Below are 14,792 nucleotides of genomic sequence, written 5' to 3'. Positions count from 1 at the left end.
GGACCCGATCCCCAAGGACCCGATACCCAGGAGCCCGCGCCATGTTCGGTAGACGATCGGGCAGTGCCGCGGTGCCGGCCCCGCGGCCGATGACGGACCTTGCGAAGGCGCCGGTCTCCCTGCCGATCCACGATGATTCGATCCTGCGCCCGAAAGCCGAGGCGCCCCGCCGGCCCGAGCCGGTGCAGATCCAGGAGACCTCGAAGTCCGAGGACTATTTCCGCACGAAAAGCATGATCTTCGGGGCGCTGATCGAGGCCATCGATCTGTCCCAGCTCTCGCGCCTGGATGCCGAATCGGCGCGCGAGGAAATCCGCGACATCGTCTCGGAGATCATCGGCCTCAAGAACATCGTCCTGTCGATCGCCGAGCAGGAAGAACTGCTCGACGATATCTGCAACGACGTGCTGGGCTATGGACCGCTCGAGCCGTTGCTGGCGCGCGACGACATCGCCGACATCATGGTCAACGGGGCGACCCGGGCCTTCATCGAAGTCGGCGGCAAGATCCAGCTCACCAACGTGCGCTTTCGCGACAACCAGCAGCTGATGAACATCTGTCAGCGGATCGTGAGTCAGGTCGGCCGCCGCGTCGACGAAGCCTCCCCAATCTGCGACGCGCGCCTCCCCGACGGGTCGCGCGTCAACATCATCGCGCCGCCGCTCGCCATCGACGGGCCGGTGCTGACGATCCGAAAGTTCAAGAAGGACAAGCTGACCCTCGATCAGCTCGTCTCCTTCGGGGCGATCTCGCCCGAGGGCGCCCGCATCCTGCAGATCATCGGGCGCGTCCGCTGCAACGTCGTGATCTCGGGCGGTACCGGCTCGGGCAAGACCACGCTGCTGAACTGCCTGACCCGCTACATCGACGCCGATGAGCGCATCATCACCTGTGAGGACGCGGCGGAGCTGCAATTGCAGCAGGCCCACGTCGTCCGCCTGGAAACCCGGCCGCCCAACATGGAGGGGTCGGGTCAGGTCACCATGCGCGATCTGGTCAAGAACTGCCTGCGCATGCGCCCCGAGCGGATCATCGTCGGCGAGGTCCGCGGACCGGAGGCCTTCGACCTCCTCCAGGCCATGAATACCGGCCATGACGGCTCGATGGGCACCCTGCACGCCAACTCGCCGCGCGAGGCCCTGGCGCGCATCGAATCGATGATCACCATGGGCGGGTTCAGCCTGCCGTCGCGAACTCTGCGCGAGATGATCTGCGGGTCCATCGACGTGATCGTGCAGGCGACGCGCCTGCGGGACGGCTCACGCCGGATCACCCACATCACCGAGGTGTTGGGCCTGGAGGGTGACGTCATCATCACCCAGGACCTCTTCCTCTACGACGTGCTGGGCGAGGACGCGAACGGCAAGCTGATCGGCCGCCATCGCTCCACCGGCATCGGCCGCCCGCGCTTCTGGGAGCGCGCGCGCTATTACGGTGAGGACGAGGCGCTGGCGGCCGCGCTGGACGCGGCCGGAGAGGGCGGGAGCGGATCGTGAACGCCAGCGGCCTCGCCCTCGCCTCCGGTCTCCTGGCCCTGACGGCCGGCGGACTGGCCTATGTCTTCGTGTCCCCCTACCTCTCGGGCGAGCGGCGCTCCGCCGAGCGGCGCCGGACCGTGAGCGTCGTCGCGGCCCCGGGCGCCCGTGCGGCGACGGTCAGCCGGCGGGATCAGGTCGCGAAGAGCCTGAAGGAGGTCGAGGCCAAGCGCGAGGGCACCAAGGTGACCCTGGAGCTGAAGATCGCCCGCGCGGGCCTGTCCTGGTCCCGCAACCAGTATTACCTGATCTCGGCCGGGATCGCGCTCGTCTTCGGCGCGATCATCTTCATCACGACCGGCAACCCCCTGGCCGGTCTCGGCGCCGTGTTCGCCGGCGGCTTCGGTCTGCCGCTCTGGCTCCTGACCTTTCTGCGCAAGCGCCGGATCGCCGCCTTCATCAAGGAACTTCCGACCGCGATCGACATCATCACCCGCGGCGTGCGCGCCGGCATCCCGGTGGGCGACTGCTTCCGGATCATCTCGCGCGAGGCCGAGGAACCGATCCGCAGCGAGTTCCGGCAGGTGGTGGAATCTCAGACCCTCGGGGTCTCGCTCGGGGACGCCCTCCTGAAGATGTACGAGCGCGTGCCGGTCTCCGACGTGAACTTCTTCGCGATCGTGATCAGCATCCAGGCCAAGTCCGGCGGCAACCTCTCGGAGGCCCTGGCCAACCTGTCCCGCGTCCTGCGCGAGCGGAAGAAGATGGCCGGCAAGATCCAGGCGATGAGCATGGAGGCCAAGGCCTCCGGCGGCATCATCGCGGCCCTGCCCTTCATCGTGGCCACCCTGACCTACCTGTCGAGCCCGGATTACATCTCGCTGCTGTGGCGGACCGATATCGGCAAGCTCGCGCTGGTGGGCTCCGCGATCTGGATGTCGATCGGGGTCTTCACGATGAAGAAGATGATCAACTTCGACGTCTGATGAGGCCGCCGACCCGCACTCTCCGCCGTCCGCGCTCCACGCGCGGGCTCCCCGCTCACCCCCATCCGCGCCCGGCGGGATCGTACGGAGACACCGCATGCTGGACCTGATCGCCGCCAAGGTCACCGAGCCGCGCTTCCTCGGCACGGTCCTGGCCGGCGTCGCCGCCGCGGCGACCGCCTTCGCGCTGCTCCAGCCGATGTTCGAGCCCGACCGCCTGGGCAAGCGCATGAAGCTGATCGGCGAGGAGCGGGAGGAGATTCGCCGCCGCGAACGCGAGCGGATGTCCTCGAAGGTCACCCTGCGGGTCGCGCCCAAAGCCTACATGAAGCGGGTGGTGGAGCGGTTCAGCCTCGATCGCTGGCTCGGGACCGAGACGGCCCGCAAGCAGCTGATGATGGCGGGCTACCGTTCGCCGGGCGCCGAAACCGCCTTCCTGTTCTTCCGCCTCGTGACGCCGGTCGTTCTGGCGGTGGTGGCGATCTTCTACCTGTTCGTGCTCGGGGTTCTGGACCAGCCCTTCGCGATCCGGGCGATGATCGTGATCGCGGTCCTTCTCTTCGGGATCAAGGCGCCGGAACTCTACCTTCTCAACGCGTCGAGCAAGCGCCAGACGGAAATTCGCTCGGCCTGGCCGGATGCGCTCGACCTTACGTTGATCTGCGTCGAATCCGGCATGTCGGTGGAGCACGCCTTTCGCCGCGTCAGCGCCGAGGTCTCCGGGCAGTCCATCGTTCTGGCCGAGGAACTCGCGGTGCTGACCGCCGAGCTGTCCTATCTTCCGGACCGGCGCATGGCCTTCGAGAACCTCGCCAGCCGCATCGGCCTCGACCAGATCAAGGCGGTCACGACGGCGCTGATCCAGGCCGAGCGCTACGGCACCCCGGTCGGCCAGGCCCTGCGCGTGCTGTCGCAGGAAAGCCGGGACATGCGCATGAACGAGGCCGAGAAGAAGGCGGCGGCCCTGCCGCCGAAGCTGACCGTGCCGATGATCCTGTTCTTCCTGCCCGTGCTCTTCGTCGTCATCCTGACGCCCGCCATGATCCAGGTCTTTCGCTGACCCACGCCGGAGCCCGATCCGACCCGTGCGCGGCCCTGACCCGGCATTCCCCGCTCACGGTGGCGGGTCAAACCCCTGAGGAGCCCCGACCGGGCGAGCGGTGCGGCGGCAGCCCGGGCGCGTCGAGGATTTTCGTGGCGCCGAATTCCTGCCATGCGGGTGCGATGCTCAGTCCAGCCACTCCGCACGCCCCGCGCCCCGACACCCCCATGAACGACCTGACTTACGCGATCGGCGACATTCACGGATGCGCCGATGCCCTGATGCGGCTGCTCGAACGGATCAACGCCCATCGGGGCGACCGCAGCGCCCGCATCGTCTGCCTCGGCGACTACGTCGATCGCGGCCCCGACAGCGCACGGGTCGTCGCGATGCTGAGCCACCTGCAGGCCTCGGCACCGAACGCCGTCGTCTGCCTCATGGGAAACCACGAGCGGATGATGATCGATGCGTATCGCGATGCGGCGGACGCGGCGGTCTGGCTCGCCAATGGCGGCGATGCCACGCTCCGCTCGTTCGGCGTCACGGAGCCGGACGCACTTCCGTCGGAGGTGGTGCGCTGGATGGCGGCGCTTCCCACCTTTCACGAGGATGCCCTGCGCTACTACGTTCACGCCGGCTTCCGCCCGGGGCGCACCGGACCGGATCCCGATGTCGCCAACCATCTCTGGATTCGCCAGCCTTTCCTCGGCGCCGGTTTCGACTTCGGCAAGCACGTGGTCCATGGGCATACGCCGCAGCGGACCGGAATTCCCGATCAGAAGCGCTACCGGACCAATCTCGACACCGCCTGCGTCTATGGCCGGCAGCTCACGGCCGGCATCTTCGACCAAGGGCAGGCCGGCCCGATCGGGTTTCTCCACGTCGATCGCGACGGATCGGCTTGAGGTGACTGCGTCCGCGCCCCGCTTGCCCCGGCCTGAAGGCCGCGACGAGGCCAGGAACGAAGAGCGAGGCTCGTTCGAGGCGGCCCGATGCAGGCCGCCGCGACATCGGATCAGGCGAACAGGAAGTCGTTCAGCGTCAGCAACGGGCCCAGGGCTCCACCCGCGCTGACCTGAAGCTGCCCCTGGGACCCGCCCGCGGCGTCGTGAACCTCGTAGACGCGCGCGTTGCCGGACGTTCCGATGAGGTCCAGGGTCGAGGCGACGGCGAACCCGCTGAACTGGATCACATCGCCGCCCGATTGCCCCGCGCCCTGGAAATCGACGATCAGGTCGCGAATGCCCTTCGTCTCCAGATCGCCGAAGGTGATGACGAAGGTGTCATCCCCGGCTCCGCCGGCAACCCGGTCGCCGCCGCGACCACCCATGATGAGATCGGCGCCGGCGCCACCGTTCAGGATATCGGTGCCGTCGCCACCTTCCAGAACGTCATCCCCCGCGTCGCCACGCAGGTTGTCGTCGCCGAGGCCGGCATAGAGCCGATCGGCGCCGGTGCCGCCCTCGAGAAGGTCATCGCCCTCGCCGCCATCGAGCCCGTCGGCGCCCGCACCCCCGAGAAGGGTGTCGTTGCCGACGCCGCCATAGAGCCAATCCTTGCCGGCCCCACCGTCGATGTGATCGTCGCCCCGTCCGCCCTCGACGTAATCGTCGCCGCCGAAGGCCGAGAAGGTGTCGGATTTGCTGCCGAGCCAGATCTGGTCCTTGCGATCCGTTGCGATCGGAAGGCCCTTGTCCTGAAGGAGAGCGAGGTCGAGATCCGAGATCTGCGGGCGCCACCCCCAGGGCGAATAGGGGTCCATCAGATCTTCGACGCCCGAGACATGCGCCCGCGCATCGTCGAGCTTGGCAGGGCCACCCAGGACCGTGGTTGTATTCTCGTCGTAATACACCATCGATCCGTTTTCATACCAGGCCGGCTGGAAATCAATGAACCCGATGGCATGGGCGATCTCGTGCTGGAACAGCCCGAACGCGTCGATCTTGTTGGACGGGACACCGGCTTGTCCCTGCGGATCGAAGAAGAGATCGCCCAGCTTGTCCTGGCCCAGGGTGACCTTGCCGTCCGCCTCGCCTCCATTGCCATCCCAACCCTCGCGCGCTTCCAGGATCGGGGCGAAGGTCCATCCCTGGCCGTCCCAGGCATAGCTGGGACCGGCATTGGCCAGGACATTTCCGCCGGCGAAATTGCCCATCGCGATGGCGATCTCGATCACGGCGTCGCCCTGGATGTGTTTCGCCCAGCCATCCGCCGCGCCTTGCGCCGTCGCCAGGATGAGGTCTGCTTGGCCGCCAGCGGCATTGCGGGAACTTTCACTGTCCCAATACGCAATGATTTTCGACATGTTTGCTTGGCCTTGTCGTTGTTCTGGCGTTTTTCTATAAGGGGAATATCTATCTATAGGCAGTAAAGGACACAACGACGGGGTTTTCTCTTGGTTAAGGAGAGATGAGAGGCAAGGCTTGCAGTCTATGATGCTTTGTAGCGCGAGCCGTCCATCGCATCGCATCGCGCCGTGCCTTTGCGGAATGCGGCGAACGGCCGATCCGGGTGCGACAGAGTCGAGAAACGCGCGCCTTCCCGGTTCATGCCTGCCCGACGCGCACGAAACCTGAGCGCCGTCGATCGCGGGGCAAGGTCAGCGCTCTGGCGGCCTTTCCGCCCGATCCGGATATTGCCAGAGTTGCGTCCGGATGCTCTGGTGACCGGTGACCGGTGACCGGACCAACCCGACCGGCCCTGAATTGGGATCGGACGCGCGCCACCGCGCACGAATTCCGCCTTCTTTAAGGAACTCTTGCAGAACACTTGCGGAACGTTTAACGTGTTCGTGGTTTGTTTCTGTGGTCGTCCGCCGCAGCCAATGTCTCCAACGAAGAGTGTTCCGCATGTTGACGCGTAAGCAACTGGATTTGCTCCAGTTCATCCAGCTTCGGATGCGCGAGAGCGGCGTTCCCCCGTCCTTCGACGAAATGAAGGACGCCCTCGATCTGAAGTCGAAATCGGGCATCCACCGCCTGATCACGGCCTTGGAGGAGCGGGGCTTTCTGCGGCGTCTGCCGAACCGGGCCCGCGCCATCGAGGTGATCCGGATGCCCGAGAGCCTCGGCGGTCAATCCGCCTCGGCGCGGACCGCGCCTGCGGCGGAAGTCCGTCGCTTCACCCCGAGCGTGGTCGAGGGCGGCAAGGGGAAGGGTGTGCCGGCCGGCGCCTCCATCTCACGCCTGCCGACCACCCAGGCGACCGACGAGAGCGGCCGGGCTGTGACGATCCCGGTGATGGGGCGGATCGCGGCCGGTACGCCGATCTCGGCCATCCAGGAGCAGAGCCATTCGGTGACGATGTCGCCGGACTTCCTCGCGGGTGGCGAGCACTATGCCCTGGAGGTGCGCGGCGATTCGATGATCGAGGCCGGCATTCTCGACGGCGATCTCGTGGTGATCCGCAAGCAGGACACGGCGAACACCGGGGACATCATCGTGGCCCTGATCGATGACGAGGAAGCGACCCTCAAGCGCCTGCGCCGACGGGGATCGTCCATCGCTCTCGAGGCCGCCAATCCGGCCTACGAGACCCGCGTGCTCGGCCCTGATCGGGTGCAGATCCAGGGGCGCCTCGTCAGTCTCGTGCGTCGTTACTGAGGCTCTTCGCCGGTCCCTTCGCCAATTCCTTCGCCCGGCCCTTCGCCGGGCGAACCTGGTGCGTCCTTTGCTCGCCCGATCGGCGCTGCCGGCACGATGTCCGGTGCGGCACGCGCCGGTGCGTCCGTGTTGGCAGGTGCCACGGGTCGCCAGGGAACGGCTTCTCCCGGGCGCCGGGTCGTAACGACGCGGGCGCCCTCGCGCGTGAGGCGCAAGGCCGCCGCGCCGTGTGCCGCCAGGAAGGTCCGGTCGAGGACGAACGCCGCGGCGCAGCCCGGCGGGGCCGATTGGCGGCTGATCAGGATATCGGCCCGGGCGCAATCCTCCGGGAAGGCGCGCTTGTCGGTGACGAGGGCGACCCTGCGCCCATCCGGCAGGGTCAGGGTACAGCCGAGGCCATCGCACCGGGCGTCCGGAAAGGCCGGGACGGCGCCGGCCTTCCGGGCATCGCCATCCGCTTTCAGCCATTGTTCGAGCACGAAGGCCGGCGGACGCCCCAGAGTGGCGAGGTGGCCGCTGCGATCCCGGATCGCCGCCCCGGTGCCTTCCCGATCGACGTAGATGTCGAAGCGATCGGGCGACGCCGCGAAGGCGATGCCGATCGCCGCCGGGATCAACCCGAGCCAACGCAGGGACGAGGCCGGAAGGGTGAGCAGGAGGAGGCCGGCCGCCAGCAGCCCCAACGCCCCCGCCCCGAAGGCCGGCACCACCACGACGGCGTGTCCGAAGCCCGCGATCCAGGTCGAGATCGACAGCATTCCGCGCACCGCCAGACCCATCGCCCACCACACCGGCTGATCCAGGGCGAACGGATAGGCGAGGATGCCGAGCACCGCCGCGGGCATCACCGCCAGGGAGACCAGCGGGAGGGTGAGCGCATTGCCGACGAGGCCGAAGGGCTGCACCGTCTGGAAATGATAGGTCGCAAAGGGCGCGGTGGCGATCTGCGCCACGAGGGTCGTGGCCAGCGTTCCGACGATCGCGGCGATCAGGAACGCGACGGCGCGGGTGACGGGACCGGCGCCCTCGCGGCGGCCGCCCTGTCCGGCGATCAGCGGTGCGCAGGCGATGAGCCCGGCAACGGCGCCGAAGGACATCTGGAAGCTGGGGCCGAGGAGCCCGTCCGGATCCCGCGCCAGGGCGATCAGCGCGGCGAGCGCGAGGTTGCGCATGCTGAGGGCCGGCCGATCGACCAGAATCGCGCCGAGCATCACCAGGGTCATGATCAGCGAGCGTTCGGCCGCGATGTCCCACCCGGAGAACACGCAATAGGCGGTGACCCCCACCATGGCGATGCCGGCGGCGATCTTCTTGATGGGCCAGTGCAGGGCGGTGAACGGCACGATCGCCAGCCCGGCCCGCACCAGCCAGAACACCACGCCGGCGGCCAGCACCATGTGGAGTCCGGAGATCGACACCACGTGATAAATCCCGGCCGCGCGCAGCACGTCGTTGGTGTCGCTGTTGATCAGGCCGCGTTTGCCGGTGACCAGCGCGGCCGCCACCGCCCCCGCCTGCCCGCCATTGGCGTCGGTGATCCGTCGCGTGAGGGCGTTGCGCGCGTCGTCGACAGCGGCCGCGAGGCGGTCAGTCCACGGCGTCGGGAGGACCGGCGGCCGCCGCTCGATCGTGCCGACGAGGGAGCCGACCGCGCCGATCTGTCGGAAGAAGGCGTCGCGAGCGAAGTCGTAGCCGCCCGGGCGGGCCGCATCCGGGGGCGGAAGCAGGCGAGCGGTCGCGGCGATCCGGTCGCCCGGCTTCAGCGGGATGGCCTTGCGGTAGGAGACCCGCACGCGCCTCGGTCGCACCCCGTCGGCAAGGGTTCCGAAGCTTTCCACCCGCACGATCAGGCGCGCGCCCTCCTCCCGCTCGTCCAGCCCCTCGATGGTGCCGACCAGCGGAGCGATCGTCGTCCGGGCGAGGATCGGGCCGGCGACCTGCTGGACGCGGAACGTCGCGGCGGCAAAGCCCAGGACGGCGGCGATGCCGGCGAGAACCAGCGCGAGCCCGACCGGACGCGCCACCAGCCGGGGCGTGAGGGCACCGAGGAGCGCTGCCGCCACGAGGGGGGCTGCGAGGGACGGCGCGCCCTGCGTTCCGAGGAAGAAGACCAGGATGCCGGCCCCGAAGGCGACCGCCAGCCAGGCGAACAGGCGACGCTGCTCGATCTCCCGGGTCCAACCGGCCCGGACCCAGTTCGCAACGAGCCGCCAGACCGCCCGGCGCACGGCGAAGCGGCGCGTCCATCGCCCCACCGCTGCAACCGCGCGCACCTGCGCCATCGTTCACGCTTTCCGGTCGCACCGTCGGGCCGGCGACCTCAGTCCATTTCGGAAGACATGATTTCCAGGGGACGATTTCTTAACGCTGGGCGTCGCGCATGCTACACGCGCCGCTCCAGGCCGGTCGATCCGCTTCCCGCCTGTTCCACTAGGCAGTTCAAGTCCAGATTGATGTCGTCAGCCGTCGTCACGCGCTTTGCCCCCTCGCCCACGGGCTACCTGCATATCGGCGGGGCCCGTACGGCCCTGTTCAACTGGCTTTATGCGCGCCGATTCGGCGGTCGCATGCTGCTGCGCATCGAGGACACCGACCGCGAACGCTCGACTCAGGGTGCCATCGACGCGATCCTCGACGGCATGCGCTGGCTCGGCCTCGATTGGGACGGCGACGTCATCTATCAGTATGCCCGGGCCGCCCGACACCGGGAGGCGGCCGAGAGCCTGCTGGCCACCGGCAACGCCTACCGCTGCTACGCCACGCCCGAGGAGTTGACGGCGATGCGCGAGGCGGCGCGCGCCGAAGGCCGGCCATTGCGCTACGACGGCCGCTGGCGCGACCGCGATCCGTCCGACGCGCCCGCCGGGGTCAAGCCGGTGATCCGCCTGCGCGCGCCGACCGAGGGCGAGACCGTGGTCGAGGATGGCGTGCAGGGCCGCGTCGTCTGGCAGAACAAGGACCTCGACGATCTGGTCCTGCTGCGCTCGGACGGCAACCCGACCTACATGCTCGCCGTGGTGGTGGACGACCACGACATGGGCGTGACTCAGGTGATTCGGGGCGACGACCATCTCACCAACGCGGCGCGCCAGCGCCAGATCTCCGACGCCCTCGGCTGGGCGGCGCCCGCCATGGCGCATATTCCGCTGATTCACGGGGCGGACGGCGCCAAGCTCTCGAAGCGCCACGGGGCGCTGGGGGTCGATGCCTATCGCGACCTCGGCTACCTGCCGAGCGCGCTGCGCAACTACCTCGTGCGCCTCGGCTGGAGCCACGGCGACCAGGAGGTCTTCTCCACCGATGAGATGATCGCGGCCTTCGACCTGAAGGCGATCGGCCGCTCCCCGGCGCGCTTCGACTTCGCCAAGCTGGAGAACCTGAACGGTCTCTACATCCGCGGCGCGGCGGATGCGGATCTCGTCCGGTCGATCGAGGACGTGCTTCCGGCGCTCGGGCCGGCCCGCGGCATCGCGGTGCCGCTGGCACCTGCCCTGCGCGAGAAACTCCTGGTCGCGATGCCGGGCCTGAAGGAGCGGGCCAAGACCCTCGTGGAACTCCTCGACAGCGCCTATTACCTCACCGCGGCCCGGCCCCTGGTCCCCGACGAGAAGGCCAAGGGGCTCCTCGGCGACGAGGCCAAGGCGCGGCTCGCCGCCCTCGTCCCGGCCCTGGAAGCACTGCCGGACTGGAGTGCGGCGGCGACCGAGGGCGCCGTCCGGCTTTTCGCCGAGACCGAGAGCCTGAAGCTCGGCCAGATCGCCCAGCCGCTCCGCGCGGCGCTGACCGGCCGCGCCACGTCGCCGCCGGTCTTCGACGTCATGGCGGTGCTCGGGCGGGAGGAATGCCTCGGCCGTCTCCGCGACCAGACGGGCTGAGGGCGATCCCGAAACGGTGACCGGACCAGGCGTTCCCCGGGCGCGGAGGCATGACAAATCGGCCTGGATTTCGCTTCGATGCCGGTGAGAGGCGGACCGTCGGTTGATGACGGTTCGCCGATCCGCTACCCCCATGCTCGTGTGAGCAAGTGCAGCATAGGCTGCAGTTGCGCCCCGGATCCGGGTGGCTGACTGCATCGCCACGCGGGCCGGCGCCGCCCCGCTGTCACGAAAGGGTCCAGGTCTCCATGAGCGCCTCCAGCACGATCACCGTGGGCGACGACCACGTCGAGCTTCCCATCAAGACCGGCACGATCGGCCCCGATGTCATCGACATCGGCAAGCTCTACGCCAAGACGGGCAAGTTCACCTTCGACCCCGGATTCACCTCGACCGCCTCCTGCGAGTCGAAGATCACCTACATCGACGGCGATGCGGGTGTTCTCCTCTATCGCGGCTATCCGATCGAGCAGATCGCCGAGAATGGCGACTTCCTCGAGACCTGCTACCTGATGCTGTTCGGCGAATTGCCGACCCCGTCCCAGAAGGCCGATTTCGACTACCGGATCACGCGCCACACCATGGTGCATGATCAGATGAACCGCTTCTTCCAGGGCTTCCGCCGCGACGCGCACCCGATGGCGATCATGGTCGCCTGCGTCGGCGCCCTGTCGGCATTCTACCACGACTCGACCGACATCTCGGACGACCAGCAGCGCATGGTCGCGTCGATGCGGATGATCGCCAAGATGCCCACCCTGGCGGCGATGGCGTACAAATACTCGATCGGTCAGCCGTTCGTCTATCCGAAGAACGACCTCGACTACACCTCGAACTTCCTGCGGATGTGCTTCGCGGTGCCGTGCGAGGAGTTCAAGGTCAATCCGATCTTCGCCCGCGCGCTGGACCGGATCTTCATCCTGCACGCCGATCACGAGCAGAACGCCTCGACCTCGACCGTGCGTCTGGCCGGCTCGTCGGGAGCCAACCCCTTCGCCTGCATCGCCGCCGGCATCGCCTGCCTGTGGGGGCCCGCCCATGGCGGTGCCAACGAGGCGGCCCTCAAGATGCTCGAGGAGATCGGCCATCCGGAGAACGTGGCCAAGTACGTCGCCAAGGCGAAGGACAAGAACGATCCGTTCCGCCTGATGGGCTTCGGCCACCGGGTGTACAAGAACTACGATCCGCGCGCCCGGATCATGCAGAAGACCACCCACGAGGTGCTGGGCCAGCTCGGCATCAAGGACGATCCGCTGCTCGAAGTCGCGGTGCAGCTCGAACAGATCGCCCTCAAGGACGATTACTTCATCGAGAAGAAGCTCTATCCGAACATCGATTTCTATTCAGGCATCACCCTCAAGGCGATGGGCTTCCCGACCTCGATGTTCACGGTGCTGTTCGCCCTCGCCCGCACCACCGGCTGGATCGCCCAGTGGGCCGAGATGATCGAGGACCCCTCGCAGAAGATCGGCCGTCCGCGCCAGCTCTATATCGGCCCGGACAAGCGCGAATACACCCCGATCGACCAGCGCGGCTGAGCCGGTCCGCCTCGCCGGACGGCAGTCCGGCGAGGGATTTGGCGTCCGTCGCGCAGGTTCAGTGCGGACGGGCGCGGTCGACCACGGCCCGCGCCGCCGCGAAAGCCTCGTCGGCGTCGAGGTCCGTGGTGTCGAGCACGACGGCGTCGGCGGCAGCCTTGAGGGGCGCCGTGGACCGCTGCGCGTCCCGTGCGTCCCGGGCCACGATATCGTCCAGGATGGCGCCGAGACTGGCCGACTCGCCCCGTCGCAGCAACTCCAGGTGACGGCGCCGGGCCCGCTCCTCGGGCGCGGCCGTGATGAACAGCTTCACCTGCGCGTTCGGGCAGACCACGGTGCCGATGTCGCGACCGTCGAGCACCGCTCCGCTGGCGTTGCCGGCGAAGCGCTGCTGCCAGGCGAGAAGCGCCGCGCGCACGGCCGGAACGGCCGAGATACGGGAGGCTGCCTCGCCCATGGCACGCTCGCGCAGGCGCGGGTCCGCGAGGCGGTCGGCGATCAGGCTGGAGGCGGCGCGCGCCGCGGCCTGATGGTCGTCCAGGTTGCGGCCCGCATCGATCACCGTCAGGGCGACCGCCCGGTACAGCAGGCCGGTATCGAGATGCGGCAGGCCGTAATGCTCGGCCAGGCGCTTGGCGAGGGTGCCCTTGCCCGAAGCGGCCGGGCCGTCGATCGCGATCACCATCGACATCGCGCTCAACCTTCGATCCGGCCGCCGAGGTCCTGCATCGTCGGCAGGAAGCTCGGGAAACTCGTGGCGATCATCGCGCCGTCATCCACGGTCACGGGCTCGCGGGTGGCGAGCCCCATCACCAGGAACGCCATGGCGATGCGGTGGTCGAGATGGGTCGCCACCGTGCCGCCGCCGCGCGCCGGCTCACCGGTGCCATGGACGATCAGATCGTCGCCCTCGACGAGATAGGCGACGCCGTTGGCGCTGAGGCCGTCCGCCACCGCGGCGAGGCGGTCGGATTCCTTGACGCGGAGTTCATGGAGCCCCTGCATCCGGGTCGTGCCCTCGGCAAAGGCGGCCGCCACCGCCAGCACCGGATATTCGTCGATCATCGCCGGCGCCCGCTCGGGGGGGACATCGACGCCCCGCAGGCGGCTCGCCCGCACCCGCAGGTCCGCCACGGTCTCGCCCCCCTCCTCCCGCTCGCGCAGGCGCTCGATATCGGCGCCCATCTCCAGCAGGGTGGTGATCAGCCCGATTCGCAGCGGGTTCATCATCACGCCCTCCAGCGTCACCTCGGAGCCGGGCACGATCAGGGCCGCCACCAGCGGGAAGGCCGCCGAGGACGGGTCGGCCGGCACGATCACCTTGGTGCCGCGCAGGGTCGGCTGGCCCGTGAGGGCGATCGCACGGCCATGGCCCTCGGGACCGTGCGGCGTGACGGTGACCTCGGCTCCGAACAGGCGCAGCATGCGCTCGGTATGATCGCGGGTGGCCGCCGCCTCGATCACCGTGGTGATGCCCGGCGCGTTCAGCCCGGCGAGCAGAACCGCCGACTTGATCTGCGCCGAAGCCACGGGGGTCTCGTAGGTGATCGGGATCGCCTCGCGAGGGCCCCGCAGGGTCAGGGGCACGCGGCCGCCCGCCTCCTCGCTCACCACCTCGGCGCCCATGCGGACGAGCGGGTCCAGGATGCGGCGCATCGGCCGCTTGCGCAGGGAGGCATCGCCGTCGAACGTCGCCGTCACCGGCTGGCCGCCGACGACACCCATCATCAACCGGGAGCCGGTGCCGGCATTCCCGAAATCCAGGGCCTCCTCGGGATCGGACATGCCCCCGAGGCCGACCCCGCGCACGCGCCAGAGCCCGTCGCCGACGCGCTCGACGTCGGCGCCCAGGGCTTTGGCGGCGGCGGCGGTCCTCAGGACGTCGTCGCCCTCGAGCAGGCCTCGAACGTTGGTCTCGCCGATGCTGAGCAGGCCCAGGATCATCGCCCGGTGCGAGATCGACTTGTCGCCGGGCGGTCGCAGGCTGCCCTTCAGGGGCAGGCCCGCATGGGCGGTCAGCGGCTGGGGCTCGGAATCATGGGACACGGGCAACGACTTTTCAGCTGGGCAGCGGCGCGCCGGCCTTCGCAGGCCTGCACGTCCTTTGTGACGCCGGTTAACACGCGGGGGTGCCGACGTCATCCGAGGCCTTCGGCGTGGCGATCCGGGGATCCGAAAACGCTCGGGGAAAGTTCACGGCCGCGCTCCGGCATGCTGCGGTGATCGAGCGGATTTGACAGGAGCGTCCCACGCGACTAACGGGGCCGCTCTCCC

At 68.6% G+C, this 14,792-nt stretch carries 11 protein-coding genes; 7 read left to right on the top strand and 4 right to left on the bottom strand.

Annotation, left to right across the window (positions count from 1 at the left end):
• Positions 1–41 precede the first annotated feature (41 nt).
• The 4 genes from ACV7NL_RS11990 (at position 42) to ACV7NL_RS11975 (ending at position 4,408) form a co-directional block, all read left to right on the top strand.
• Entirely contained in the window at positions 42–1,496 is a 1,455-nt protein-coding gene (locus tag ACV7NL_RS11990; RefSeq protein WP_463355788.1) for a CpaF family protein, read from the top strand.
• Positions 1,493–2,461: a type II secretion system F family protein gene (locus ACV7NL_RS11985; RefSeq protein ID WP_463355787.1), complete on the top strand. Its 969-nt coding sequence runs from the start codon at positions 1,493–1,495 to the stop codon at positions 2,459–2,461. Before ACV7NL_RS11990 ends, ACV7NL_RS11985 begins: the two co-directional genes overlap by 4 nt.
• A 97-nt stretch (positions 2,462–2,558) precedes the next feature.
• Positions 2,559–3,521 (top strand): type II secretion system F family protein, encoded by a 963-nt coding sequence (locus tag ACV7NL_RS11980; RefSeq protein ID WP_056479702.1) that lies wholly within the window; start codon positions 2,559–2,561, stop codon positions 3,519–3,521.
• Between the two features lie 209 nt (positions 3,522–3,730).
• Positions 3,731–4,408 (top strand): metallophosphoesterase family protein, encoded by a 678-nt coding sequence (locus ACV7NL_RS11975; protein WP_463355786.1) that lies wholly within the window; start codon positions 3,731–3,733, stop codon positions 4,406–4,408.
• A gap of 110 nt (positions 4,409–4,518) precedes the next feature.
• Here the strand turns inward: ACV7NL_RS11975 and ACV7NL_RS11970 are convergent, their stop codons facing one another.
• Positions 4,519–5,808, bottom strand: a complete 1,290-nt coding sequence (locus ACV7NL_RS11970) for a calcium-binding protein (RefSeq protein WP_056186003.1) — start codon at positions 5,806–5,808, stop codon at positions 4,519–4,521.
• A gap of 544 nt (positions 5,809–6,352) precedes the next feature.
• Here ACV7NL_RS11970 and lexA point away from each other — a divergent pair.
• Positions 6,353–7,105, top strand: coding sequence for a transcriptional repressor LexA (gene lexA / locus ACV7NL_RS11965; protein ID WP_056186006.1), 753 nt, complete (start codon positions 6,353–6,355; stop codon positions 7,103–7,105).
• Here lexA and ACV7NL_RS11960 read toward each other — a convergent pair.
• Positions 7,099–9,387, bottom strand: coding sequence for a ComEC/Rec2 family competence protein (locus tag ACV7NL_RS11960; protein WP_463355785.1), 2,289 nt, complete (start codon positions 9,385–9,387; stop codon positions 7,099–7,101). The two genes, lexA and ACV7NL_RS11960, sit on opposite strands and share 7 nt — an antisense overlap.
• 171 nt (positions 9,388–9,558) lie before the next feature.
• On the opposite strand from ACV7NL_RS11960, the gene gltX reads away from it, so the two are divergent.
• Entirely contained in the window at positions 9,559–10,980 is a 1,422-nt protein-coding gene (gene gltX / locus ACV7NL_RS11955; RefSeq protein ID WP_463355784.1) for a glutamate--tRNA ligase, read from the top strand.
• A gap of 248 nt (positions 10,981–11,228) precedes the next feature.
• Positions 11,229–12,518, top strand: a complete 1,290-nt coding sequence (gene gltA / locus ACV7NL_RS11950) for a citrate synthase (protein ID WP_056186163.1) — start codon at positions 11,229–11,231, stop codon at positions 12,516–12,518.
• Positions 12,519–12,576: 58 nt separating this feature from the next.
• Here gltA and cmk read toward each other — a convergent pair whose 3' ends face one another.
• Positions 12,577–13,209, bottom strand: a complete 633-nt coding sequence (gene cmk / locus ACV7NL_RS11945) for a (d)CMP kinase (protein ID WP_056186166.1) — start codon at positions 13,207–13,209, stop codon at positions 12,577–12,579.
• 5 nt (positions 13,210–13,214) lie between these two features.
• Positions 13,215–14,564 carry a 3-phosphoshikimate 1-carboxyvinyltransferase gene (aroA, locus tag ACV7NL_RS11940; RefSeq protein WP_463355783.1) on the bottom strand — a complete coding sequence of 450 codons (1,350 nt, stop codon included), beginning with the start codon at positions 14,562–14,564 and terminating at the stop codon, positions 13,215–13,217.
• Positions 14,565–14,792 lie beyond the last annotated feature (228 nt).

The sequence above is a fragment of the Methylobacterium sp. Ger2507 genome (assembly GCF_055231875.1).
This window is presented reverse-complemented; position numbering and strand designations above follow the sequence as displayed.

Excerpts from the sequence above, each read along its gene's own strand:
- ACV7NL_RS11990 (WP_463355788.1), top strand. The coding sequence starts at position 42 with ATGTTCGGTAGACGATCGGGCAGTGCCGCGGTGCCGGCCCCGCGGCCG.
- ACV7NL_RS11980 (WP_056479702.1), top strand. The coding sequence starts at position 2,559 with ATGCTGGACCTGATCGCCGCCAAGGTCACCGAGCCGCGCTTCCTCGGC.
- ACV7NL_RS11975 (WP_463355786.1), top strand. The coding sequence starts at position 3,731 with ATGAACGACCTGACTTACGCGATCGGCGACATTCACGGATGCGCCGAT.
- ACV7NL_RS11970 (WP_056186003.1), bottom strand. The coding sequence starts at position 5,808 with ATGTCGAAAATCATTGCGTATTGGGACAGTGAAAGTTCCCGCAATGCC.
- lexA (WP_056186006.1), top strand. The coding sequence starts at position 6,353 with ATGTTGACGCGTAAGCAACTGGATTTGCTCCAGTTCATCCAGCTTCGG.
- ACV7NL_RS11960 (WP_463355785.1), bottom strand. The coding sequence starts at position 9,387 with ATGGCGCAGGTGCGCGCGGTTGCAGCGGTGGGGCGATGGACGCGCCGC.
- gltX (WP_463355784.1), top strand. The coding sequence starts at position 9,559 with ATGTCGTCAGCCGTCGTCACGCGCTTTGCCCCCTCGCCCACGGGCTAC.
- gltA (WP_056186163.1), top strand. The coding sequence starts at position 11,229 with ATGAGCGCCTCCAGCACGATCACCGTGGGCGACGACCACGTCGAGCTT.
- cmk (WP_056186166.1), bottom strand. The coding sequence starts at position 13,209 with ATGTCGATGGTGATCGCGATCGACGGCCCGGCCGCTTCGGGCAAGGGC.